This window comes from Zunongwangia profunda SM-A87 (genome assembly GCF_000023465.1).
Lineage (GTDB): Bacteria > Bacteroidota > Bacteroidia > Flavobacteriales > Flavobacteriaceae > Zunongwangia > Zunongwangia profunda.
Genome location: NC_014041.1, coordinates 4,398,345 through 4,418,420, shown reverse-complemented (window position 1 = coordinate 4,418,420; position 20,076 = coordinate 4,398,345). Strand labels below are relative to the sequence as shown.

The 20,076-nt window shown below is 37.0% G+C and carries 21 protein-coding genes; 6 read left to right on the top strand and 15 right to left on the bottom strand.

Translation table 11 applies throughout. The annotated features are described in order from the left end of the window. Positions 1-189 precede the first annotated feature (189 nt). The 6 genes from ZPR_RS19535 (at position 190) to ZPR_RS19510 (ending at position 4,716) form a co-directional block, all read left to right on the top strand. Positions 190-534: a single-stranded DNA-binding protein gene (locus tag ZPR_RS19535; RefSeq protein WP_013073516.1), complete on the top strand. Its 345-nt coding sequence runs from the start codon at positions 190-192 to the stop codon at positions 532-534. A gap of 76 nt (positions 535-610) precedes the next feature. Beyond that, positions 611-1,060 (top strand): JAB domain-containing protein, encoded by a 450-nt coding sequence (locus tag ZPR_RS19530; RefSeq protein ID WP_013073515.1) that lies wholly within the window; start codon positions 611-613, stop codon positions 1,058-1,060. Positions 1,061-1,070: 10 nt separating this feature from the next. Next, positions 1,071-1,268: a hypothetical protein gene (locus ZPR_RS19525; RefSeq protein WP_013073514.1), complete on the top strand. Its 198-nt coding sequence runs from the start codon at positions 1,071-1,073 to the stop codon at positions 1,266-1,268. A gap of 428 nt (positions 1,269-1,696) precedes the next feature. Beyond that, positions 1,697-2,077: a BfmA/BtgA family mobilization protein gene (locus ZPR_RS19520; protein ID WP_013073513.1), complete on the top strand. Its 381-nt coding sequence runs from the start codon at positions 1,697-1,699 to the stop codon at positions 2,075-2,077. An 11-nt stretch (positions 2,078-2,088) separates the two neighbouring features. Continuing rightward, entirely contained in the window at positions 2,089-3,120 is a 1,032-nt protein-coding gene (gene mobB, locus ZPR_RS19515; RefSeq protein ID WP_013073512.1) for a MobB family relaxase, read from the top strand. Between the two features lie 15 nt (positions 3,121-3,135). Further along, a complete protein-coding gene (locus ZPR_RS19510; protein WP_013073511.1) occupies positions 3,136-4,716 on the top strand; it encodes a type IV secretory system conjugative DNA transfer family protein in 1,581 nt (526 codons plus the stop codon). Positions 4,717-4,805: 89 nt separating this feature from the next. Here the strand turns inward: ZPR_RS19510 and ZPR_RS19505 are convergent, their stop codons facing one another. From ZPR_RS19505 to ZPR_RS19440, 15 genes are all read right to left on the bottom strand, one after another. Beyond that, on the bottom strand, positions 4,806-5,513 hold the full coding sequence (locus ZPR_RS19505; RefSeq protein WP_013073510.1) for a PP2C family protein-serine/threonine phosphatase: 708 nt from the start codon (positions 5,511-5,513) through the stop codon (positions 4,806-4,808). Continuing rightward, a complete protein-coding gene (locus ZPR_RS19500) occupies positions 5,510-8,605 on the bottom strand; it encodes a type I restriction endonuclease subunit R (protein WP_013073509.1) in 3,096 nt (1,031 codons plus the stop codon). The genes ZPR_RS19505 and ZPR_RS19500 overlap by 4 nt, the downstream gene beginning before the upstream one ends. A gap of 56 nt (positions 8,606-8,661) precedes the next feature. Next, positions 8,662-9,228 (bottom strand): hypothetical protein, encoded by a 567-nt coding sequence (locus ZPR_RS19495; RefSeq protein WP_148211771.1) that lies wholly within the window; start codon positions 9,226-9,228, stop codon positions 8,662-8,664. 25 nt (positions 9,229-9,253) lie between these two features. Beyond that, positions 9,254-10,204, bottom strand: a complete 951-nt coding sequence (locus ZPR_RS19490; RefSeq protein WP_013073507.1) for a hypothetical protein — start codon at positions 10,202-10,204, stop codon at positions 9,254-9,256. Between the two features lie 19 nt (positions 10,205-10,223). Then, positions 10,224-11,276: a restriction endonuclease subunit S gene (locus ZPR_RS19485; RefSeq protein WP_013073506.1), complete on the bottom strand. Its 1,053-nt coding sequence runs from the start codon at positions 11,274-11,276 to the stop codon at positions 10,224-10,226. Between the two features lie 68 nt (positions 11,277-11,344). Then, entirely contained in the window at positions 11,345-11,485 is a 141-nt protein-coding gene (locus tag ZPR_RS23505; protein WP_013073505.1) for a hypothetical protein, read from the bottom strand. After that, complete coding sequence (locus tag ZPR_RS19480) at positions 11,482-13,836, bottom strand: type I restriction-modification system subunit M (RefSeq protein ID WP_013073504.1); 2,355 nt, start codon at positions 13,834-13,836, stop codon at positions 11,482-11,484. Before ZPR_RS19480 ends, ZPR_RS23505 begins: the two co-directional genes overlap by 4 nt. After that, positions 13,837-14,688, bottom strand: a complete 852-nt coding sequence (locus ZPR_RS19475; RefSeq protein ID WP_041579186.1) for a nucleotidyl transferase AbiEii/AbiGii toxin family protein — start codon at positions 14,686-14,688, stop codon at positions 13,837-13,839. It abuts the gene before it with no gap. Further along, a complete protein-coding gene (locus ZPR_RS19470) occupies positions 14,669-15,670 on the bottom strand; it encodes a type IV toxin-antitoxin system AbiEi family antitoxin (RefSeq protein ID WP_013073502.1) in 1,002 nt (333 codons plus the stop codon). Before ZPR_RS19470 ends, ZPR_RS19475 begins: the two co-directional genes overlap by 20 nt. Positions 15,671-15,815: 145 nt before the next feature. Continuing rightward, the gene (locus ZPR_RS19465) at positions 15,816-16,181 is read right to left on the bottom strand and encodes a hypothetical protein (protein WP_013073501.1); all 366 of its coding nucleotides are present in this window, start codon (positions 16,179-16,181) and stop codon (positions 15,816-15,818) included. An 8-nt stretch (positions 16,182-16,189) separates the two neighbouring features. Beyond that, entirely contained in the window at positions 16,190-17,023 is an 834-nt protein-coding gene (locus ZPR_RS19460) for a DUF4138 domain-containing protein (RefSeq protein WP_013073500.1), read from the bottom strand. Between the two features lie 28 nt (positions 17,024-17,051). Then, positions 17,052-17,981, bottom strand: a complete 930-nt coding sequence (gene traM / locus ZPR_RS19455; RefSeq protein WP_013073499.1) for a conjugative transposon protein TraM — start codon at positions 17,979-17,981, stop codon at positions 17,052-17,054. A 23-nt stretch (positions 17,982-18,004) separates the two neighbouring features. Continuing rightward, positions 18,005-18,622, bottom strand: coding sequence for a conjugal transfer protein TraK (locus ZPR_RS19450; protein WP_041579185.1), 618 nt, complete (start codon positions 18,620-18,622; stop codon positions 18,005-18,007). Between the two features lie 10 nt (positions 18,623-18,632). Continuing rightward, on the bottom strand, positions 18,633-19,475 hold the full coding sequence (locus ZPR_RS19445; protein WP_041579184.1) for a hypothetical protein: 843 nt from the start codon (positions 19,473-19,475) through the stop codon (positions 18,633-18,635). Between the two features lie 18 nt (positions 19,476-19,493). Further along, on the bottom strand, positions 19,494-20,072 hold the full coding sequence (locus ZPR_RS19440; RefSeq protein WP_013073496.1) for a hypothetical protein: 579 nt from the start codon (positions 20,070-20,072) through the stop codon (positions 19,494-19,496). Between the last annotated feature and the right edge of the window lie 4 nt (positions 20,073-20,076).

The following is a 20,076-nucleotide window of genomic DNA, read 5'->3' as shown; positions in this document are numbered from 1 at the left end:
AGGGCGCTATGGGAAGTAAATCTAAAATGAAGCTTATGAAATCGTACAAAAACATCAAAAAGGAGGCGGCACCAAAAAAACAAAAAAGGAAAACGCTCAAGATATAATAAGTAAATCACTTCAAAAAAATAGAAACGCAAACTTTCTGAATGGTTCAGATAGTATTATTAATCTTTAAATTTCTTAGTTATGAGTACTTTAAAAAATCACGTACAGTTAATCGGAAACGTTGGGCAAGAACCGACCATTACCAACCTTGAAAGCGGAAAAAAAGTAGCCCGTTTATCAATCGCTACCAATGAACACTACAAAAACAACAAGGGTGAAAAAGTACAGTCCACCGACTGGCACACGGTTGTAGCTTGGGGCAAGACTGCTGAAATTATCGAAAATTATGTAGGCAAAGGAAAGGAAATCGCCCTAACGGGAAAACTACGAACCCGTACCTATACCACCGAAGACGGAAACCAACGCTATGTAACCGAGGTTGAAGCCAATGAAATCCTTTTGCTAGGAAGCAAAAGCGATAAGTAATCCTAAAAAGCAAAGAGGGCGTCATCGTCGAAAGTTTCGCCCTCTTTTAATTATTAACCCTTTAAATAAGCTAATAATGAAAAGCAAAGTTAATGAAATAGCCATAAGTTATAGCGGAAGCACCAAAGCAAATTTACTTCCCAAAATAACCTGTTCCCAAAGCGCGGCAGATTTAGCCTATAGCCATTGGAACAAAGAAACAATCGAACTACACGAAACCTTTAAAATACTATTACTCAATAATGCCAATAAAGTCAAAGGGATTTATGAGGTTTCCAACGGGGGGATTACCGGTACTTTAGTGGATGTCCGCATTTTATTTGCTGTCCTCTTAAAGAGCCTCACTACCGCAGTAATTTTATTACATAACCATCCGAGTGGAACTTTAAAACCAAGTGAAGCGGATAAACGCCTGACCCAAAAAATTAAAAAGGCTGGGGAGTTGTTTGATATCAAAGTTTTAGATCATTTGATACTTTCCCCTGAAGGTGATTACTACAGTTTTGCAGATAACGGAATCCTTTAAATTGAAAGCTATGATTTATCTAAATTTTACCGACTTGAGCGAAGAAACTCAAAACCGACTTTTAGAGGATTCTAAAAAAGATGTGGAACGAAAATTTGGGGATGAAATCCGTAAATACGTCAAGGAAAATTACACCAGTTTTGAAACGATGATTGAAGAAGAAGCCATACGGAATTTGTATTCCTATACTTTTGTATTCAACATTTGAATTTTAAAAATTACGAATAAAACACCGCTATATTTTAGTGGTGTTTTTTTATTTAATGAATTCTAATATCATAAAAATCATTATCTTTAGTTAGCTGAAATTCAGCATTCAATTTTACGTAGGGTTATCCATTTTTTGACTTTCGCCGATAACCCTGCCCATCGAAAATTAACATAACAGGAAATTATTTTCCTCAAAATGGCAATTGGCTTTGAGCCAGATTGTACGGAATTTTGTCCCGCTGGGCGGGACGAAAAGGAGTAGCAAGAGGGTAACACGCGATGCGATGTTAAGCACTCCTTTTTATTTTCAAATAATTGATATTCAGCAATTTGAAAAAATGTAAAATTTCCAACCTCCTACAATTTGCGACAAATGGCCTGTAAACGCCCATTTTTAGGGAATAATTTGCGACAAATCGGCGAACTATGGACTCATTTATCGGCATTAGGTTTAAAAATGAAACGGCAAAACGTTTTCAGGAATTTTCAAAAACACACTTCAAATCACACACCGAAGCATTGGAAACAATGCTCGACTTTTTCTTCTATAACGAGATCTCCCCAAAGGAAAAATTAGGACCTACGGGGAGGACCATCGAAGCGAAACTTTTAAAAAGAATTAATGCCGTTATCGCCATAATGCGAGACGTGGAAAAGACACAAACCAAACCCACTGTAGCAATGATTCAATCGCTGTTTGAAATAGAAGAACCCAAAAAGAAACCTTTGATTGTGGAAAAGAAATATGCCGAAGAACAACCTAAAGTAAGGTTTCGGGAAAAGCAAAACCATCATAACGAACACTAAATTTTTGAGCTATGTACATCACGATCACACCTCAAAAAATGGGAGGAAATTATTCACAAAGTTCAGGCGATTTTGTCGGTTACCTGGAGAAAGAAAATGAAGGCTTGAAACCTACAGAAATGGAACATTTTTTCAATCAATATGAGGATAAGATTTCCGCAGATGAAGTAGTCAAAGAAATTGATGGCAACACTGCTAAACTCAAAAAGACCGAACCCAAATTTTATTCCATTACGGTCAGCCCTTCTAAATATGAGCTGAGTCGATTGCAGAGTAGCAGCGAAGATTTAAAAAGATACACCCGGGAACTGATGAAGGATTATGTAGCCTCCTTTAATCGTGAAATCAACGGACGACCTATTCGTATTGAAGATATTAAGTATTACGCAAAAATAGAACACCAACGTAGTTTTAAAGGAACCGATTGGCAGATTAAAGAAAACCAGCCCTATGCTACTCAAATCCTTCAGCTTAAAAATGAGATCCGGCACTTGAAAACACAGGGTAGGGAGGGGGAAATTAAATCCCTACAACGAAAGATCTCCAAATTGGAAAGGGAGGCGCCCCATCAACAGGATGGGAAGCGGATCGTTCAGGGAATGCTAAAAGCGGGAAACCAAAGCCATATCCATATCGTTGTAAGCCGGAAAGATGCTTCTAATACGTTTAGTCTTTCTCCGGGGAGTAAACATAAGGCATCGGAAGTCGAGATGCACGGGAAGAAAGTAAAACGTGGTTTTGACCGTGACCAGTTTTTTGAACGTGGCGAAAAAACTTTTGATAGGACGTTCGGTTACCAGCGAAACTTCGCTGAGACCTATAAAGCAAGAAAGGATTTCATTAAAAATCCGAAAGTCTATTTTGCAACGCTGATGAAATTGCCCACCAATGAAAAGGCCATTGCTTTTAAAATGATGAGAGAAAGTGGTGTTCCAATGCTGCCCAGTATTCCGGTTTCTCAAGCGCAATTGGCAATGAAAGCTTTTAACCGCCTACGCCGGGGCGTGGAAGTAGCCATCAAATCAAGTTCCATTGGTATTTAATTTAATTCAAATAGTATGTATGTAGATCATCTCTTTACCGTTCTTTCCATCATTGGGCTGACCAGTGCGTTGTTTTTTGGTGGGTATAAGATTTCCAACTATGCATTTTGGGTAAACAACCTGTTGTTGTTTGCACTGTCTTATTTTTTACAAGCTTCCAATAATTTGATTTTAGTATTGTTGAATGTGGCCTGTCCGCTTTTGCTAATCAACACATCATTGTATGTTTTCTTGCATAAAAGGGAAAACTCAAAAAATAGTAACCATAGGTACCAAGTTGATTTTAAAACTACCAACGGAGATTTCAAACTGGATAATATTAAACGTGGGGCATCCATCATCGGTTCTGCGGGAAGCGGAAAGACCGAAAGTGTAGTGTATGGATTCTTAAAGCATTTCCGGAAAGAAGGTTTTTGTGGAATTATTCACGATTATAAGGATTTTGAACTGACGGAAATGGCGTATCCGCTTTTTAAGGAAGGGGATGTTCCATTTAAGGTGATTTCCTTTGATAGAATCATCCATCGAGTTAATCCCATTGCTCCACGCTATTTAGAGAATGAGGAAAGCGTGAATGAGGTTTCCCGGGTAATTATCGAGAACTTACTGGAGCAACGGGAATCGGGAACAAGCGGTACAACTAAATTTTTCAATGATGCTGCGGAAGGTTTGATAGGTGGACTCATTTGGAAACTCAAAACGACCTATCCCCAATTCTGCACTCTGCCACATTTAATTGCCATTTATCAGTATCTGGACACCGATAGCCTGATAAAGTTTTTGGAAACTAACACGACATCACGGGCTATGGCAGATGCATTTATTAGTGGTAAGGATTCGGAACGGCAGACCGCTGGGGTAAAAAGTACCTTGGCCAATGCACTCAAGCGTATCAGTACCCAACGGATTTTTATGGCCTTGTCGGCAGATGAAGTCCCACTCAATATCAATAGTGAAGAAAATCCAGCGGTAATTTCAATTGTGAACAATCCAAAATTTGAGACTTCGTATTCACCGGTGATTGCTACTATTGTCCACACTATCATCAAACAAATGAGCGTGCGCGGTCAGAGACCGTCTTTTTTACTTATGGAAGAAGCGCCTACCATTCGATTATTGAATATGCATCGTATTCCGGCAACATTGCGGAGCTATAATATTTCTACGGTCTATGTGATGCAGGATAAGATCCAGAACGATATGATGTACGGAGATAAGGCAAGCAAGGCGATATTGAGCAATCTTTCCTATCAATTTTTTGGAAAGGTCAACGACCCGGACACCGCAAAATATTATGAACGTTTTTTTGAGATTATAAAAGACCCAACAAAGAGTGTGAGCCGTGGGCATAACCTTGATTTTGATACACGGATTACTACTGGTGAAAAAGAAATTCCAAAAATCAGGGCGGATGTTTTCTTTCGTTTAAAACAAGGGGAATTTATAACCTACGCCGATGGAGAAGACAAAAAAGTACAATTTAAATTAGCCAAGATTAAAAGGGGATTACCTGAAGAATCAAAGCAGTTTTCTCAGACTGATCTGGAAACTAATTTTGAGCGGATTTATGAAGAAGCGAGGTCTATATTTGAGTAGTAAATTTAATTATTGTTATGGGGTTTTTGAATTCGGGAAGCACTGTGTCCCGAAAATTTTTAACTTATTTTTGAGGAATGTAATTTACCTCAATCAAAACCTTCTATCAAAATTAAACTAGCATTATCATTCGCTTCTTTTTGAAGTCTTTGCTCAATAGTATCTATCAGAGAATCGGTTGAGTCCTCATTATTGAACAAGAATTGTAAGGTATGGGAATCGATGATGTTGTGGACTCCATCCGAACAAATAAACAATTTGTCTTCTTTATTCAATAGAAGTTCTTGGTAGGAAGGCAAAGATTTCTTAACATCACCTTGAATAGAACGGGTAACAAGATGGTTATATTTAGATAAATTTACCCTACCATTTGAATTGTCAGTTTCAGAGAGCTCACTACTCAGATTATGTGATTTGCTTTCAAAGCAAAGTTTACCTTTTGAATAATGAAGAATTTTCACATCTCCCACCCAAAACGTCTTAGCGGTTTTTTTTGAGATTAGTATTCCGCCAAGGGTAGATCCAAGTTTTGATTGATGTTGTTCTTGGTATTGGCGTAAAGCTAAGTTTGCTTTGTTTATGGCCTTTTGGATGACATTTACGTTAAATTGATCGCTATTGGATAGGAAAGTAGTCAAGCTATCAATAATCATTTCCGCAGCGATGTCACCATTATCATATCCTCCCATTCCGTCTGCAACTATATAGAGATAGGAATCAGTACCAATTTTCTCAGCCAATATTCGATCTTGATTGGTTTCTCGCTTTCCAATATGTGATATTACTTTAGATTTCATTTATTTGTCGGTACATCCAATTGAACCATCCGTTTCAGCGTATCGAAAAACGCTTGTTGAAAGGCGCTATCTTGGGTGTGCAATTTATAGAGTTCCAGTTCATTTTTTCTTTGTCTGGATAACACTTCCTGAATAATGCGACGTAAAGCAATATCGCTATTTTGCTCGTCTGGGTTTTGTTTAACCTTTTCTTCGAAGTCTGGATGAGCTTCTACAAATTTCTGCAAGCTTAGCATTTTAACTCTTTGCTCCTCGGGGGTAGCATCCCAACCGTGAAAATAACGTTCGTTAAAAGTTTTGATAATTGCTTCTAGTTCATCTTCTTCATTTTCTCCGTGAGCACCGCGAATACTTGAGTTCTGCGGATCGAGTTCTGAATCACTTTCATCCAAACCTATTTTCACCCCTATTTTATCACGCTGTTCCAACCCATACGTTGCTAAGTCAACGGCATCCAATAATTTGTCCAAGTCGTCTTCATCGGGGTCTTTGACAATCATTTTAGGGATAAGGAACTTTAGGAACCAATAGAGCATTTCCCATTCCGGATTATTGAAATCCAATAGTGCTGCCACTTGTCCATAAATTTTAACAAACTGCCGCGCTTTGATTTTATAATCCGCCTTTTGCTTTTGCTCTAACTGCAATTCCACATCAAAACGGGCTTGAGGTTTGCTCAAAGCGGCTCCCAAGGTTTCCGTATCTGCATTTGAAAAGAATAAGTCGTTGAACAGTTCCACTTCAGACCATTCGTAAACACCTTCTTCATCCAGAATCATTTTAGCATCGTGCAATACATTTACATCTGTTGCACTACTTAACGTTGCTACCGTATAATAAGGGTCAAAAGCTTTTTTTATATCCTCTTTGTCATTGAAAAAGTCCAACACAAAAATATCTTCTGTCTTTTTTCCCAGTTTTGGAGCAGAACGGTTTAACCGAGATAAGGCTTGAACAGCCAGTACGCCTTGCAGTTTTTTATCTACATACATTGCGCAGAGTTTTGGTTGGTCAAATCCTGTGAGGTATTTATTGGCGACTACCAAAATACGGTAATGGTCCATATCAAAATAACGCGCAATCTTGTCCTGAATATAATCAGGATCAGATGACTTGGCAGTATCTAAATGTGCAGGTAGATTGTTGACGGATTCTTCGGTTAAGGAAATGCCGTCTACTTCTTTTTCTCCTGAAAAAGCGCAGATGGCTCCAAACGGGTTTCCCCGCTCTTCCAACAAACGTTGAATAGCTTTGAAATATCGAACAGCAGACTCAATACTTTGAGTCACGAACATCGCTTTGGCTTTTCCTTTTAATTTTTTCTTTTGCACAAAATGCTTAGTGAAATGATCCAGCATCACTTCAGCTTTGGTGTCTATGGTTTGCTGGTCTTTTTCCACAAAGGCTTTTAATTTCTTTTGGGCTTTTTTGGTATCGAATATCGGATTTTCTTCTGCCGACTTCGTCAAACGGTAATAGCTTTTAAATGTGGTATAATTGTTCAGTACGTCTAAAATAAAACCTTCTTCTATGGCTTGTTTCATTGCATACAAATCGAAAGGCTCAAAACTGCCATCTTCTTGTGGCATTCCAAACTTTTCTAATGTACTGTTTTTGGGTGTTGCTGTAAAGGCTAAATAAGAAGCATTGGTTTGCATCTTTCGGGATTGCATCACTTGCGCTATTTTATCTTGAACATCTTCGGCTTCTGCTTCGGTTGATTCTTGCCCAATAGCCCGGTTTAGGTTATCTGCCGTGGTGCCCGATTGAGAACTGTGTGCTTCATCAATAATCACGGCAAAACGTTTATCACTTAAATCAGAAATGCCTTCCACGATAAAAGGGAATTTTTGAATCGTAGTAATAATGATCTTTTTACCTTGCTCCAAGCTATCTTTCAGGCCCCGACTGGAATAAGCAGGGGCTACAATATTTTTGACTTCCGAAAAACTGCGAATGTTTTCACGAATCTGTCGATCCAATAAACGTCTATCGGTTACGACAATAACAGAATCAAAAATAGGTTTGTCGATTGCTTTTTTACCGGCCGCCTGTTCGTTTTCTGGATAGGCTTCTATCAACTGGTAAGCTGCCCAGGTAATAGAATTTGATTTTCCCGAACCAGCAGAATGTTGAATAAGGTAACGGAAGCCCGTTCCATTTTCGCTCACGTGTGCCATAATTTTTCGTACCACACGCATTTGATGGTATCTAGGAAAAAATAAAGTACGTTTATTTATAGGGTCTTTAGACTTCCCATCTAAGCGCACAAAGTGCTGAATAATATTGGCTATGCTTTTTGGCTTAAATACCTCTTCCCATAAATAGGCTGTTTTATGACCAAAAGGATTAGGCGGGTTGCCTTTACCATTTTCATAACCCTGATTAAAAGGTAAGAAAAATGTATCTGTGCTGTTGAGCTTGGTCGTCATAAATACTTCATCGGTATCGGCGGTCATATGTACAAGACAGCGTCCAAAATTGAGTAAAGGTTCTTTGGGATCACGCTGCTTACGGTATTGGTTTTGACCGTGTAAGCGTGCATTTTGACCTGTCCATTGATTTTTGAGTTCAAGGGTAATTAGCGGTAAACCATTGACAAAAATTACCATATCAATTTCTTCCCGCGGATTACTTTCTGAATACGGCACTTGGCGGGTTACGCTAAATTGGTTACTGTCGAAATCTTTAGCAACTCTTGCACTGCTACTTCCTAAAGGTAATGGAAACAATAAGGTAAAATGTGCATCATCAACTCCCAAACCCTTTTTGAGTACGTGCAGAACCCCTTGTTTTTTGACAATGCGATCCAAACGTTGCAAGATTTTAAGTTTCCAATCGTTACTACGTTTGAGTTTATTGAGTTCTTCTTCCTGTGTGCTTTCTAGAAAATCCCAAAACCGCTCGGTATCTAGTGCATATTTTGAATCAAAATGCGAACGGTCTCCATTATAATACCCGTTTCTTGTTCTATATACTGCATTAGCTTCTGCAACTGAAGTGCCTTCTTCTTTGAGTGTTTCTAGTGAAACCCCGGTTAAGCATTTTTGAATAGCAGCTTCTAAAGCTTGTTCGTTGGTTTGGTTGTTCATTGTAAATGGTTTTCTGAAGTTCAGGTCAAATTAGAAATCCTTTCCAAATAGTTCATCTAATCTTCAAACTCTTCAAAATCGTTTATTTCCTGTTCTTGTTTTGATTCTAAGTATTGTTCTTCTTGCTTTGTATCTACCTTAATTAATTTTCTAAGTCTATTTACCATATAGATCAACATTAAAAAAATTTGATATAAAAGTGTTAAGCATATACCACTAAAAAAAAGATTTGTCCACTGGTCAATTTTCAAATATCTAAGAATAAAATTACCTGATGTCAAAGTTATTATCAGTAGGATACCTAATCCCATTAATGATAAAAAAATAGTTACAAATGCTCCATCAGATGTTTCTCTAATAAGTTTTAATCTTTTTATTTTTTCTGAAGCATTCTGGATTAAATGATCAGATCTAATTCGATCTGAAAAGCTACTCACAAAATTGAACAAAAGACCGATCAAAATTGATAAAACGACAGAAATAGTATTTTTTACCTCGCTAATACTTTCTATAGTAAATAACAAAATGAAACTCACACCTAAGGGTAGAACTAGACGTGTAGCAATTCTCTCTTTCAGATTGTTAGAATCTTTATAGAGAAGAGCTAAATAAGCTTTCCACAATTTTTTGATGCTAAAACTTTCCACGTTATAATATATCTAAATCGAAAGATTGAATAAGTTTGTTTACTTCTTTTCTCATTTTTGAATAATCTACGAAACCATCTTCTTCAACTTCTAAATCAATTTCATAAGTAGGTTGAATTTTCATAGTGTCAGAAAGGTCTATAGTTCGTTTATTACCTTTATATTCGCTTATGATTTTTAGGCTTGTATTTCCTTCTTCAAAACCTAATTGTTCAAGTTGCGGTATGGAAAAGTAAGTTTGTTTATTTTCTACTGCATCAACTAACTCTTGTTTTAACTCATCAGGGAAATCAGTGTCATCTTCAGAAATAATAGCAGTCTTTACCGTATATTTTCCTTTATTCTTGTAATCGCCTAAGTATCTTGTCATCGAATCAGATGGAACCTCTTTTCTTATAAACTCTAATCGGGAATAATCACCATTACCCAAAAAGTTAATGATAAGATCTTTTTCTACAAACTTTTCAAATTCGACCTTTAATCCAGGTTGAATCGTTGGAATATATTTTTTCAATAATGAGAAGATGTGCTTTTTATAAGATTTTCCATCTGTTTTTTCTAATACTAAAAAAGCGGTTGATTTGTTTAAAGGAAAAATAATATCGAAATAATGCCTTTTATCTACAGATATGCCTTTTTCCTTTTTTCCTGCATTGGTCTTTAATTTATCTGCGTTACTAAATGCCAATTCCTTATCTCTATCACGACCTACTACTATTACCCCATTTACCCGGCCATATTTAGAGTTGCCACTCCATTGAGATTTTTCTTCTTTTGCGTATACTTTCACTATATCACCGTATGTGTCTTTTGGAGGAGCTTCGTGAATGTAATTAGGAAATTTTAAGAACATAGCTTTGTATAACTTATCGGTAATTTCTTGCTCCAGTTTTATTTTGGTGCTTGTTTTGCTGTCACTAAGTGTAATAGTGTAGATCTCGACTTTAGTCATAAATTTTATATTTTAGATTTCAACTCACTTTAATTTTTCCCAATACACAACTGTCTATCAAACTTGCCTTATATTCTTTTAATTTTACAATAGCTTGTTCTTGCTGGGTAACAGCTTGATCTAGTTTTCGGGATTGTGCGTCTATGTAATTGACAATTTTTTCTTGCTCTTGTTTGGAAGGAACACAAACCCATATTCTACCTAAATCTGTACTATTTATAGCGGGATAACTCATCCCTTTAGAATTATAACTAACTTGTTCTGTAAATGCGTCAGCTCTAACTTGATTATATAAATATTTATTTAATATATTTTTGTTTGGACTTAAGATAGCAAACCCTGTAGAATAAACATATTTGGATTTATTCTCATCGATAAAATCAATTGCTTTTAAGTATGTCCTTACAGTGGAGACAATAGTATCACCATTTTTAGCAACTTTTCTGGCTCTTGAAGGGGCATTTTGAAAAAGGTAATATTCAGTTGAAAGAATACCATCTTCAAATGTTACACTACCAATATCCACGTAATTAATTTCTTGCTTTTTGTTCAAGTTTTCAGGTAATGACTCTTTATTTAAAACACATATAAACTTCAATCGCTTCACTTCCCAATTTTTAGGAATCTCACCGATCCAATCTACTCCCGAATCTTTCATCGGCACGTTTTTATTTAAACCTCGTGTTACTGCATTTTGTATCAGTGCTTGCTTACGCTCTTTCAGTAAGGCAATCATTTTTTCCTTTTGCGCTACGACGGTGTCCAATTTTTCGCAAGTTTCATCTAAAAAATTGGCGATAGCTTGTTGTTCGGGTTTTGGGGGAAATGCCATTATGATATTCTTCATTTCATCATAGCGAGTCGTCCATAAATCAGCGACTATTCCGTGTCCTATTCGGTAGTTTTCTTCTACGAAAGCTTTTGATTTTAAAAAATAATTACAAAATGAGCCAAATATGTCATTCGGTTCCATTACAATATTTATTAAAGAAACAGAACCGTCACTTTCAGAAACACCACTAGAACCTTTTCTATCAGATCTACTATTAATTACAAAGTCTCCAGCCTTCACTAGTTTTCTATTATCACTATCCTTTGATTTTGCAGCAGTATCTAACTGAGGTACTATTCCCCTTTTAGTTACTGATAAAGCAGCGTAATCAATATCTGATACTTTATTCTTTCTTTAAAACGACTTCCTAATCTTCTAATTTCCCAATGTTTAGGAATTTTCCCCAGCCAATCTACGCCACTGTCTTTATATGCCGGATAGGTTTTCATAGGTTCACGCTGTTTAAAATATCCATAATCAAGCCTTCACTTTTGGTTTCCAGTTCGCGTATGTCTTTATCAATTTCATCAAGCGGGCGTAAGGCTTTATGCTGATAGAAATACTTGTTGAAACTAATTTCATATCCAATTTTGGTTTTATCCAAATCTATCCAAGCTTCCTCCACGTGAGTTGAAACTTCCCGTAAAAAGTAATCATAAACGGTTTCATCTAAGGGAACATTTTCATAATCCCGTAAATCACTTTCACTCTCGTAAATGGTGTAGGTGCCTTTGTTTCCGCTTGGGAAATACCCGAAATGCGAGAGTTGGTCTGGGGTGCAATCCAAATGGGCGCAAAGGTTTTCCAGTTTTTCACCTTTTAAGATTTTGGTGGTTTTGATAACTTTTTCGGCTTCAGGATCGTAAACACTCACCGCATCCAAAATGGCTTTTTTCTGAGCGTTACTTAGTTTGATTTCCAATTTTTTGAGTGCTTTATTGACCTGTTTTGAAAAATGGTTAAAGTCCATAAACACCGCGTCTCCAATAGCCTCATATAATTTGGTGGCGGTATCTACCAAGAATTTAGCATCTTCCCAAGTTTTCTTTGCGGTAAGCTGAGCTTTCTTTTTAGAGCTTAAACTGATATCATTAGCCTCACACCAGTTCAAGATTTCTGTTTTAATACTGGGCAATTCTGTATAAACCTTTTTACCAAAGGTTTTATATGCATACTCCATTGGCTCTTGCAATTGGCTGTAGTAGCGTAAACTTTCAATAGCCTCTAAAGTAAATTGAGATCGCAAGCGCTTGGGACGTTCAATAGTCACTTTATAATACCCAAAATCTGTATTGTTGAAAATTTTGCTTGCCAATTGGTCGTCTTCCTCTCTTTCTCTTGCTTCTGAATTGAGAAAAGTCTGCGTGATTTCTGTAATATGTTCCGGGGTAAATTCACAATTTTTTTGACCCAGGTTTTTTCTCAGTTTTTGGTAAAGCGGTTGCGCATCGATGAGTTGTACTTTACCTTGCCGTTCTTTGGTTTTATTATTGCTAAGCAACCATATATAAGTGGTAATACCCGTATTGTAAAATAGGTTATTGGGTAGTTGCACAATGGCTTCCAGTAAATCATTTTCAATTAAATAACGTCTAATGTTGCTTTCCCCACTGCCTGCATCACCGGTAAAAAGACTACTGCCGTTGTGAACACTGGCAATTCGGCTTCCTAATGGACTTTGTTTTAGATTTTTCATTTTGGACACCATTTCCATCAAAAACAATAATTGCCCATCGCTGCTTCTGGGGATAGCTTTTTCGGTGTCTGTTTCTTGCCAATAATTGGAAAGTTGAATGGTAAAACGTGGGTCGATAATATCCTTTCCGTCTTTGATGTATTTCTGCTCACTGGCCCAGCTTTTTCCATAAGGCGGATTTGAGAGCATAAAGTCGAAATTCTTTCTGGAAAATTCATCGGTAGAAAGCGTAGATCCTAATCTGATATTTTGAGGGTCATTTCCCTTAATCATCATATCACTTTTACAAATAGCATAGGTCTCGTCATTGATTTCCTTTCCAAATAAATAGACATCTCCTTTGGCTTGAATGGCACCGGCTTCATCTTTGATGAAATTCTGACTTTCCGTGAGCATTCCGCCACTGCCACAGGCGGGGTCGTAAATAGTCATTACTGGAGGGAGTTGGTGCTTAACGGGTTCGAATACCAAATGCGTCATTAATTCAATTACCTCACGAGGTGTAAAGTGTTCTCCGGCTTCTTCGTTATTTTCTTCGTTGAATTTTCGTATGAGTTCCTCAAACACATATCCCATCCCCAAATTGGATAATGCGGGAAGTTTATAACCATCGGGATCTTCTTTCTCAAATGGAGTTAAGTTAATTCGTGGTGAGGTGAATTTTTCCAGCACATCGAGTAATACATCCTTGGTGGCCATATGTTTAATTTGGCGAACCAAATTAAATTTTGAAATAATTTCCTTAACATTATCGCTAAATCCTAGAATATAATCTTCAAAATTAGCCAAGAGAATGCTCTGATTATTGGAAGCAGTATCTTTTAGTAATTGAAGCGTCCATTTGCTAGTATTATAAAACTCATAACCAGCTGCCGTTTTCAGTCCTTCAGATTCTAGCTCTGTAAAGCCTGCTTCTACCGTTTGAAACTGGACTTCGTCCATTACTTCTTTTTTCGATGGTTCGAGTAAAGCATCCAATCGGCGCAAAACAACCATTGGTAGGATAACATCACGATATTTTCCGCGTACATACACATCGCGTAAACAATCGTCTGCAATAGACCAGATAAAAGCTATAAGTTTAGAATGCGAATTTTGAGTCATTTATTTTTCGTTTAATCCATTAACTATATTTTGAATGCATTGTAGCACTTCGTCATAGTTTAAGGATTTATGGGTTTCTATTATTTGATTAATCAGTTTACTTTCTTCCTTTTTATCGATTTCTTCGTTTAAGATTTTAAGAATAGAGTCAACTGTTTCTGTGTGTTTTTCTAATAATTCCTTACTATCCTTTCCTAAAAGAACCGCTCCTCCGGTAGTATTCTTGAATGGTTCTTGGCTATATACAGGATCATAATAATGGGTCGCAGCTCTTTCTTCGTGGATTGATAAGTAGTTTTCTAAAATAAAACCTATATCATCTGCATCTTTATTGTTACGCTGGTGGCGATCCTTCCAAGCGATTATTTTCAAAATGAAAATACCGCTGAGAGTCGCAATTTTGATTTCGGTTTCGTCGTCTATGCGAACTGGTAGTGCAGCTTCATCAGCAGCTGTAAAACCTAACACCGACATTGCTATTTCTTCGTTAGGAGGCCAAAATATTTTATGGTCTTTTTTCATTATTTCTCCAAAAGGCACAATATCTAATTGGAATTTGCCTTTGTAGATAAAGCGTTGTTTTTGATCTTTATCTTTGGTGAAATTTTCAAGCTTTACAAGCTCCTGTTCAACATTTAACCATTGTTCCCAATCGTCCACTGTAATTGCAATATCAAGATCGTAGGTTAAGCGACCGGACTGCGCATCGTGCAGTTCCATAATGATATCCCGTGCGGTAGCACCGATCACAAAAAAAGAAATACCCGCTTCTTTGAAGTACTCTGTAAGTTCTACCAGAATAGGTTTCAATAGTGGATGCGTAAATTTCTCGCTAGATATACTGTAGCTCATTCTCTAGTATTTTTTTTGCGGTCTCGATATTTCTTCCATAGCCACTGTTTATTAAATCTGCATATACTAAAAGTGGGGGGGCTGCTTGGTTGTTAGTGTCGCTATCTTTCCAAAATTTTTGTAAGATCTCAACAGTACCGGTTTCACTTGGGATTAAACGTAGTGTTTTTGCGACTTGAGAAAGTTCTAAATCTGTAAATAGGGTGAATTGCTCAGGTCTTAAATTATCTGTATAAAGCGCTCCTCCTGGTTCACCTCCCCAAAGGATAGAACCATTTTCTGAATGTAAATCTATAGCGCGCCAGTTTTTTAGTTGTTCCTCATTTATAAAACGCATTCGTTTTCTGAGAATTCGAGGTCTAAGAGTTGCATTAAAATCGACTACCCAACGCTCTAATAGTTCTCTTTTATTTTTAAGAACACGTTTATTACTTGTTTTCAATAAGTAATTTAAGGCTTCAAGTTCGGCCATAACATTGCTTACTGATCCTATGGATACATCAGCTTTTTCTGAAATTCTTCGGTAAGAATCTTGGAGGTTTTCGGGCTTATTTAATAAATGAAAAATAATTTTTAACCCTGTTTCTTGAAAAGCTCGTGATTGATTTGTCTTATCTTTCTTTGTATTCTTTTGACCTTCTACGAAGATCGTTAAATCTTTATGCTTTATAAATGCATTTCCGGCAACATCGATATAATTAATACCACGTTCCTTCAATTCCTGGGCTGCTTTTTTTGAAATATATTCAGCTATTAAAATAATAGGTCTGCTACTATTATTTTTCAATTCCTCTAGTTGAGATAAGATAAATCCTTGGTTAGATGTCCGAACAGCAGATTTGTTCTCTACTATAAATTGTGTGTTATTTATAGTCAAAAGCGCATCATATTCAGTGCTATTGCTATCTACCTGAATAGAAACTTGAGTTAGTTCTTCCAGTTTAGAAGCAGCCTCGTGGATAAGGTCGTTATTGCGATACATAGTCCTGTGTGTTCATTATTTAATTTTGTTCAGTGACAATGAACATTCAAATATAATGAACAAATTTAATAAATCACGCTAATTCCTAAAAGAATTTGATGAAGTAAGGGAGACTAAATGGACGGTTAAGCTATTCGTGTTTAATTTAAAACGGGCCTTTATCCCTTGGCCCATTATGTGTAACCTTCCATAAGCCATCTTCCTTGATCAATTTATAAACACCGGGTTTCGGGTCGAAGGATGTTGAATATTTAATCCAGGTTACCTCACCTTCTTTTTGTTCATCCACGACCTTAAAATGAGGTTCAGAATTTTTATCCTCGGTAAACATTTCCTGTACACTGGAAAGATTTGAATATCCGGATTCTGTTGTATATTCTTTTAATGTTGCCTTATCACCGTGATAAAAACTTTCAGCTACGATTTTGGCGGTTTCTGAAGGAGATAAATTTTGTTTTTCGGCACAAGAGAGAAATAAGACTACTAACGAAAAAACTGCTATTTTTTTCATAACAATGTTTAATTTGGGTTATTTATAAATCTATGCGAAATCTTTAATTTTAAGTTCCGTTCCCCACTCTCCTCATTGAGCTCTAAAACAGCTCTACGGTCATTACTTATAGAAAATTTTGGCAGTACATAAACCAATTTTACAGTTTCGTTTTCTTTGACTTTTGACGGTAAATTATAGTTGAAAACCGGTTCTTGATAAAGCCGTTGTAAAGACTTCTTTTTGCCCCTTTTTCTGGTTTCCACCGATAATTTCAAAAAGTTGAGGTCATAATCCAATGAAGATTTGTTTTGAATCTGAATCACGAAATAAAGCTCTTTCTTATCAAAAACAATATTCTCAATACTCAAAACGATCCCTTCGTTCCGTTTTTTGAGTCGACCAATGCGTTGTTTTCGATCAATTAGATAAGAACAAAATTTATTATAATAATAGGTGCTATTATCTGTTTTGACTTCACGTTTAACAATAGTAGTTGAATCAAGAGCAATGGGCTTTTCATTACCGATACTTTGAGACGTTGGTATAAAGTAATTCAGCCGATCCAGCTTTTTTCTATACTTTAAAATATACGAAAAAACAGTCCCGTTTTTGCCCACTACCAGAAGATTACTTTCTTTTCCGGGTTTTGCCTGGAGCAATCCAAAATATTGTCCTTTCTCACGATTATAGGTAAAGACAAAGTTTTCAGATCCTGTTATTCCCTGACGGATTGGTTCTGGGAAGAACAATGCTACATTTTTTTGATCGTTCGCATAAATGGTATCAAGGCGAAAAGGTGTTTGTGCTGTAGTGAGAATTGTACTAAACAGGTATATTGAGATAAAAATAAAATTCCTCATAAGAATAGGTTTGAATGTTGTTTTGAGTCTATAGTTTAGGTTTCAGGATGAGTTTGTAATTGTTAACTACGGTCACCTTGACGTTTCGGTTATTGCGCTGGAATATCTTTTTGAAACCACTGACCTGTGGTACCCCGGAAATATTGATGTCATCCACCATATCACCAATAACTTCGGTGGAAACCTGGGCGCGGAAGTTGTTTTCGACATAAATCCCCTCACTGCCATCTTGAAGGTCAAAGGCTTTTAATTGGGTTGGATAATGCTTGATGTTTTCGATTTCGATCAATACCCGGTTGGGCTGAAAACTAATAAAACCGTAAACCGGCGTATTTTGTGGAAGGTGTTTGCTGCTAATGATCGCCGCTTTGGTCAAGCGCATCCGTAAACGGGAATTAGCTTTGACCACCTGGTCACCATCCACTACCGCATAAATGAGTTCATCGGTAGTGCCGGAAACTGAAATTTCATTTTCTTTCGGATCTGAGGCAAAGAATAATTGATGTTCCAGACCCATTTCTTTAGCAGCAATTTTTTGTTTCGCTTTTATTTCGGTAGAATCAATTATCCTTTCCACTTTGGCATCAGCTTCTCTAGCGCCAATATGCTGATAATCCCTTTCGGAATATTTAATTTCACTTGCGGAGTAGATGCTATCCACGATACGTTCTTTTTCACGTTCTGGTAGACTTTCATCATAAAAGCCAAGGGAATCGATCAGTTTTTCGTCATAGATGCTGGGTGCATTGGTTTCCCGGACTTCTTTTAGATCGTTGATGGCATCCAGTTTGGAATCGTATTCCTTTTGGTTTTCTTCCAGTGCGGGAACCGATGTTTCTTTTAAATTAGTATGCTCATTTTCATCATCGCCCATTACCATCATAGAATAGGAGATCAGGAAAAGCACCATTACGGCGAGTACTGACGCAAAGACTATTTTATTTTTTTCAAGCTTCATATTTATTGTCTTTTAAATGCCCATTATGGGTTTTTATTATTTAATTTTTTAAGGGATTTTTCGAAATAATCGGTGATGAGCAATCCGTGTGGATTGTTGGGAAAGTTTCGATCTACGGTCATCAGGTTTCCAGTAGAAATCAATTGATACGTGTCGATGATCGAGCCCCTATTGATCTCAAAGACAGTAACCGTTTTGAAGGAATAAGTTCCATTTTGTTCTTCGACTTGGGAATCGATACTCAATACTTTTTGAACCAGGGAATATTGCAGCAGTCGATTATAAACACCACCTGCCTTTTTTTGACGATATAGATTATCGACTGAGCTATTGCCCAGCCACAGTGCCTTTTCTAAATTCTTTTCATAATTACTTGCGTCAATATTGTAAAAATAATTATGGAACAATTGTAAATGCGCCAAAGCCTCTACTTTAAAATTCTCTTTCTGACTAACTAGCTTCAAGGGAATGATACTGCCATCGGTATTGATGGCAAAAGCGTTGTTTAGGGTTTTTTTGTTGATGTTAAATACCATCCAAATGGCAAAACAGCTGGAGAGTAAAGAGCATATTACAACAGCCAAAACAATGAACCGATTTGTTTTAAGGACGGCGTAAATATTCTTGTAAGGTGTTTTCATCATAGTTGTTTTAGGCGGTAAATAATCGTAAAGTGAAAGAGGTGGCACGTCGGTACAGTTTGAACTTCAGAAAAACAATAAACCCTATGGTTCCAATTTGTACCACCGGGGCAAAAAATCCGCTTCCCGTATCGGTACCAAATAGATTTGTCCAAAAGTTGGTATTGATCTCCGTATAAAGTGCATTAACAAAAACATTGACTAGGAAGAACGCCGGCACCAACATATAAACGGCAGCATATAGTTTAAAAAAGGTATAGGCCAGGGGACGGAACTTTTCAAATACGGCCAGGCTAATTACCAGTGGAAAGAACGCCTGCATTATTCCCAGAAGGAAAAAACGTTCCGCTAAGAACAACGGATAGATAAATAAATCAAGAACCCATAAAATGACCCCGCCGATAAAGGCGAGTATCTTGAATCCATAAAGTGGGGTGACTAAAGCTTCATAAAGCAATGTCATTGCATTTTTAGCAGCATCTATAAGGTTGACTTCTTCTTCGATAGGAATATCCTGCATCTGCAAGGGGAGCAAAGCAGGAGCGGTGTCCCGATATTGACTTTCAATGGAAACAAGAATACTGTCAAAAAATCCTAATACCTGTGTCGAGAAAATAACGAGGATAACCACCGCAAAATTTTTAGCGAGTTCCCCTGGGCTCAATCCCCAAGTATAACCGTCTTTATTAGCCACGCCCTCATTATATTTTTTTAAAATATTAATCAGGAAGAAAAGCACAGCAAGGGTTTTCATTCCGCCAATGGTATATTGGGAAAAATCACTGTCTTGAATGGTTTGAAAAACAGTATCCACATATTCAAGACCAAAACTTAAAGTTATTATAGCTCCCATCATTTCATTTAAGTATTATTAAATCCCACTTAGTGGGCGGTTATTGATTTTATCCTGCATCTTCCGAAAGGAAATAATCTCCCGATAACGTTTTGTTTTTACCCTGATAGCGGAGACCATTTCCTTTGATTCCATTTCTTTCTGCTTTAATATGGTGGCACGTTCGGCATCACTCATTTTTAGGTAATCGCTGGATAAGATTTGATCAATAAAATCCATTGTTTCCAAAGAATTCTGGACAATGTTTTCAAAAGATGCTGTGACACGGGAAATTTCATCCGGCTTGATATACGGGGAGTTTAAAATATCCTGTAAATCATTTTGCATTACGTTAATGAGCCGTTGATTGTTTTGCCCAATCTCTTGTACAGCCCTAAGTTGCCGTACTACACTGGAAACCTTTTCAATCCTGTCTTTTGCATCTTTCAGGAATTTCACAGACTTGATAAGTTGAGCAGTCTGCTTCCCGGATTCTACAAGTTGTTTGACCAAGCTTACAAAGTTGGTGTTATCATAGACGGGCATTCCCTGGGCTTTAGCGCGGCTGTGCATCATAAAGGTCAGAGCTATTGCAACGATTAAAATTTTTGTCTTCATAGTA

Excerpts from the sequence above, each read along its gene's own strand:
- ZPR_RS19460 (WP_013073500.1), bottom strand. The coding sequence starts at position 17,023 with ATGAGGAATTTTATTTTTATCTCAATATACCTGTTTAGTACAATTCTC.
- traM (WP_013073499.1), bottom strand. The coding sequence starts at position 17,981 with ATGAAGCTTGAAAAAAATAAAATAGTCTTTGCGTCAGTACTCGCCGTA.
- ZPR_RS19530 (WP_013073515.1), top strand. The coding sequence starts at position 611 with ATGAAAAGCAAAGTTAATGAAATAGCCATAAGTTATAGCGGAAGCACC.
- ZPR_RS19505 (WP_013073510.1), bottom strand. The coding sequence starts at position 5,513 with ATGAAATCTAAAGTAATATCACATATTGGAAAGCGAGAAACCAATCAA.
- ZPR_RS19440 (WP_013073496.1), bottom strand. The coding sequence starts at position 20,072 with ATGAAGACAAAAATTTTAATCGTTGCAATAGCTCTGACCTTTATGATG.
- ZPR_RS19510 (WP_013073511.1), top strand. The coding sequence starts at position 3,136 with ATGTATGTAGATCATCTCTTTACCGTTCTTTCCATCATTGGGCTGACC.
- mobB (WP_013073512.1), top strand. The coding sequence starts at position 2,089 with ATGTACATCACGATCACACCTCAAAAAATGGGAGGAAATTATTCACAA.
- ZPR_RS19450 (WP_041579185.1), bottom strand. The coding sequence starts at position 18,622 with ATGAAAACACCTTACAAGAATATTTACGCCGTCCTTAAAACAAATCGG.
- ZPR_RS19465 (WP_013073501.1), bottom strand. The coding sequence starts at position 16,181 with ATGAAAAAAATAGCAGTTTTTTCGTTAGTAGTCTTATTTCTCTCTTGT.
- ZPR_RS19445 (WP_041579184.1), bottom strand. The coding sequence starts at position 19,475 with ATGGGAGCTATAATAACTTTAAGTTTTGGTCTTGAATATGTGGATACT.
- ZPR_RS19480 (WP_013073504.1), bottom strand. The coding sequence starts at position 13,836 with ATGACTCAAAATTCGCATTCTAAACTTATAGCTTTTATCTGGTCTATT.
- ZPR_RS19470 (WP_013073502.1), bottom strand. The coding sequence starts at position 15,670 with ATGTATCGCAATAACGACCTTATCCACGAGGCTGCTTCTAAACTGGAA.
- ZPR_RS19520 (WP_013073513.1), top strand. The coding sequence starts at position 1,697 with ATGGACTCATTTATCGGCATTAGGTTTAAAAATGAAACGGCAAAACGT.
- ZPR_RS19535 (WP_013073516.1), top strand. The coding sequence starts at position 190 with ATGAGTACTTTAAAAAATCACGTACAGTTAATCGGAAACGTTGGGCAA.
- ZPR_RS19490 (WP_013073507.1), bottom strand. The coding sequence starts at position 10,204 with ATGACTAAAGTCGAGATCTACACTATTACACTTAGTGACAGCAAAACA.
- ZPR_RS19475 (WP_041579186.1), bottom strand. The coding sequence starts at position 14,688 with ATGAGCTACAGTATATCTAGCGAGAAATTTACGCATCCACTATTGAAA.
- ZPR_RS19500 (WP_013073509.1), bottom strand. The coding sequence starts at position 8,605 with ATGAACAACCAAACCAACGAACAAGCTTTAGAAGCTGCTATTCAAAAA.
- ZPR_RS23505 (WP_013073505.1), bottom strand. The coding sequence starts at position 11,485 with ATGAAAACCTATCCGGCATATAAAGACAGTGGCGTAGATTGGCTGGGG.
- ZPR_RS19525 (WP_013073514.1), top strand. The coding sequence starts at position 1,071 with ATGATTTATCTAAATTTTACCGACTTGAGCGAAGAAACTCAAAACCGA.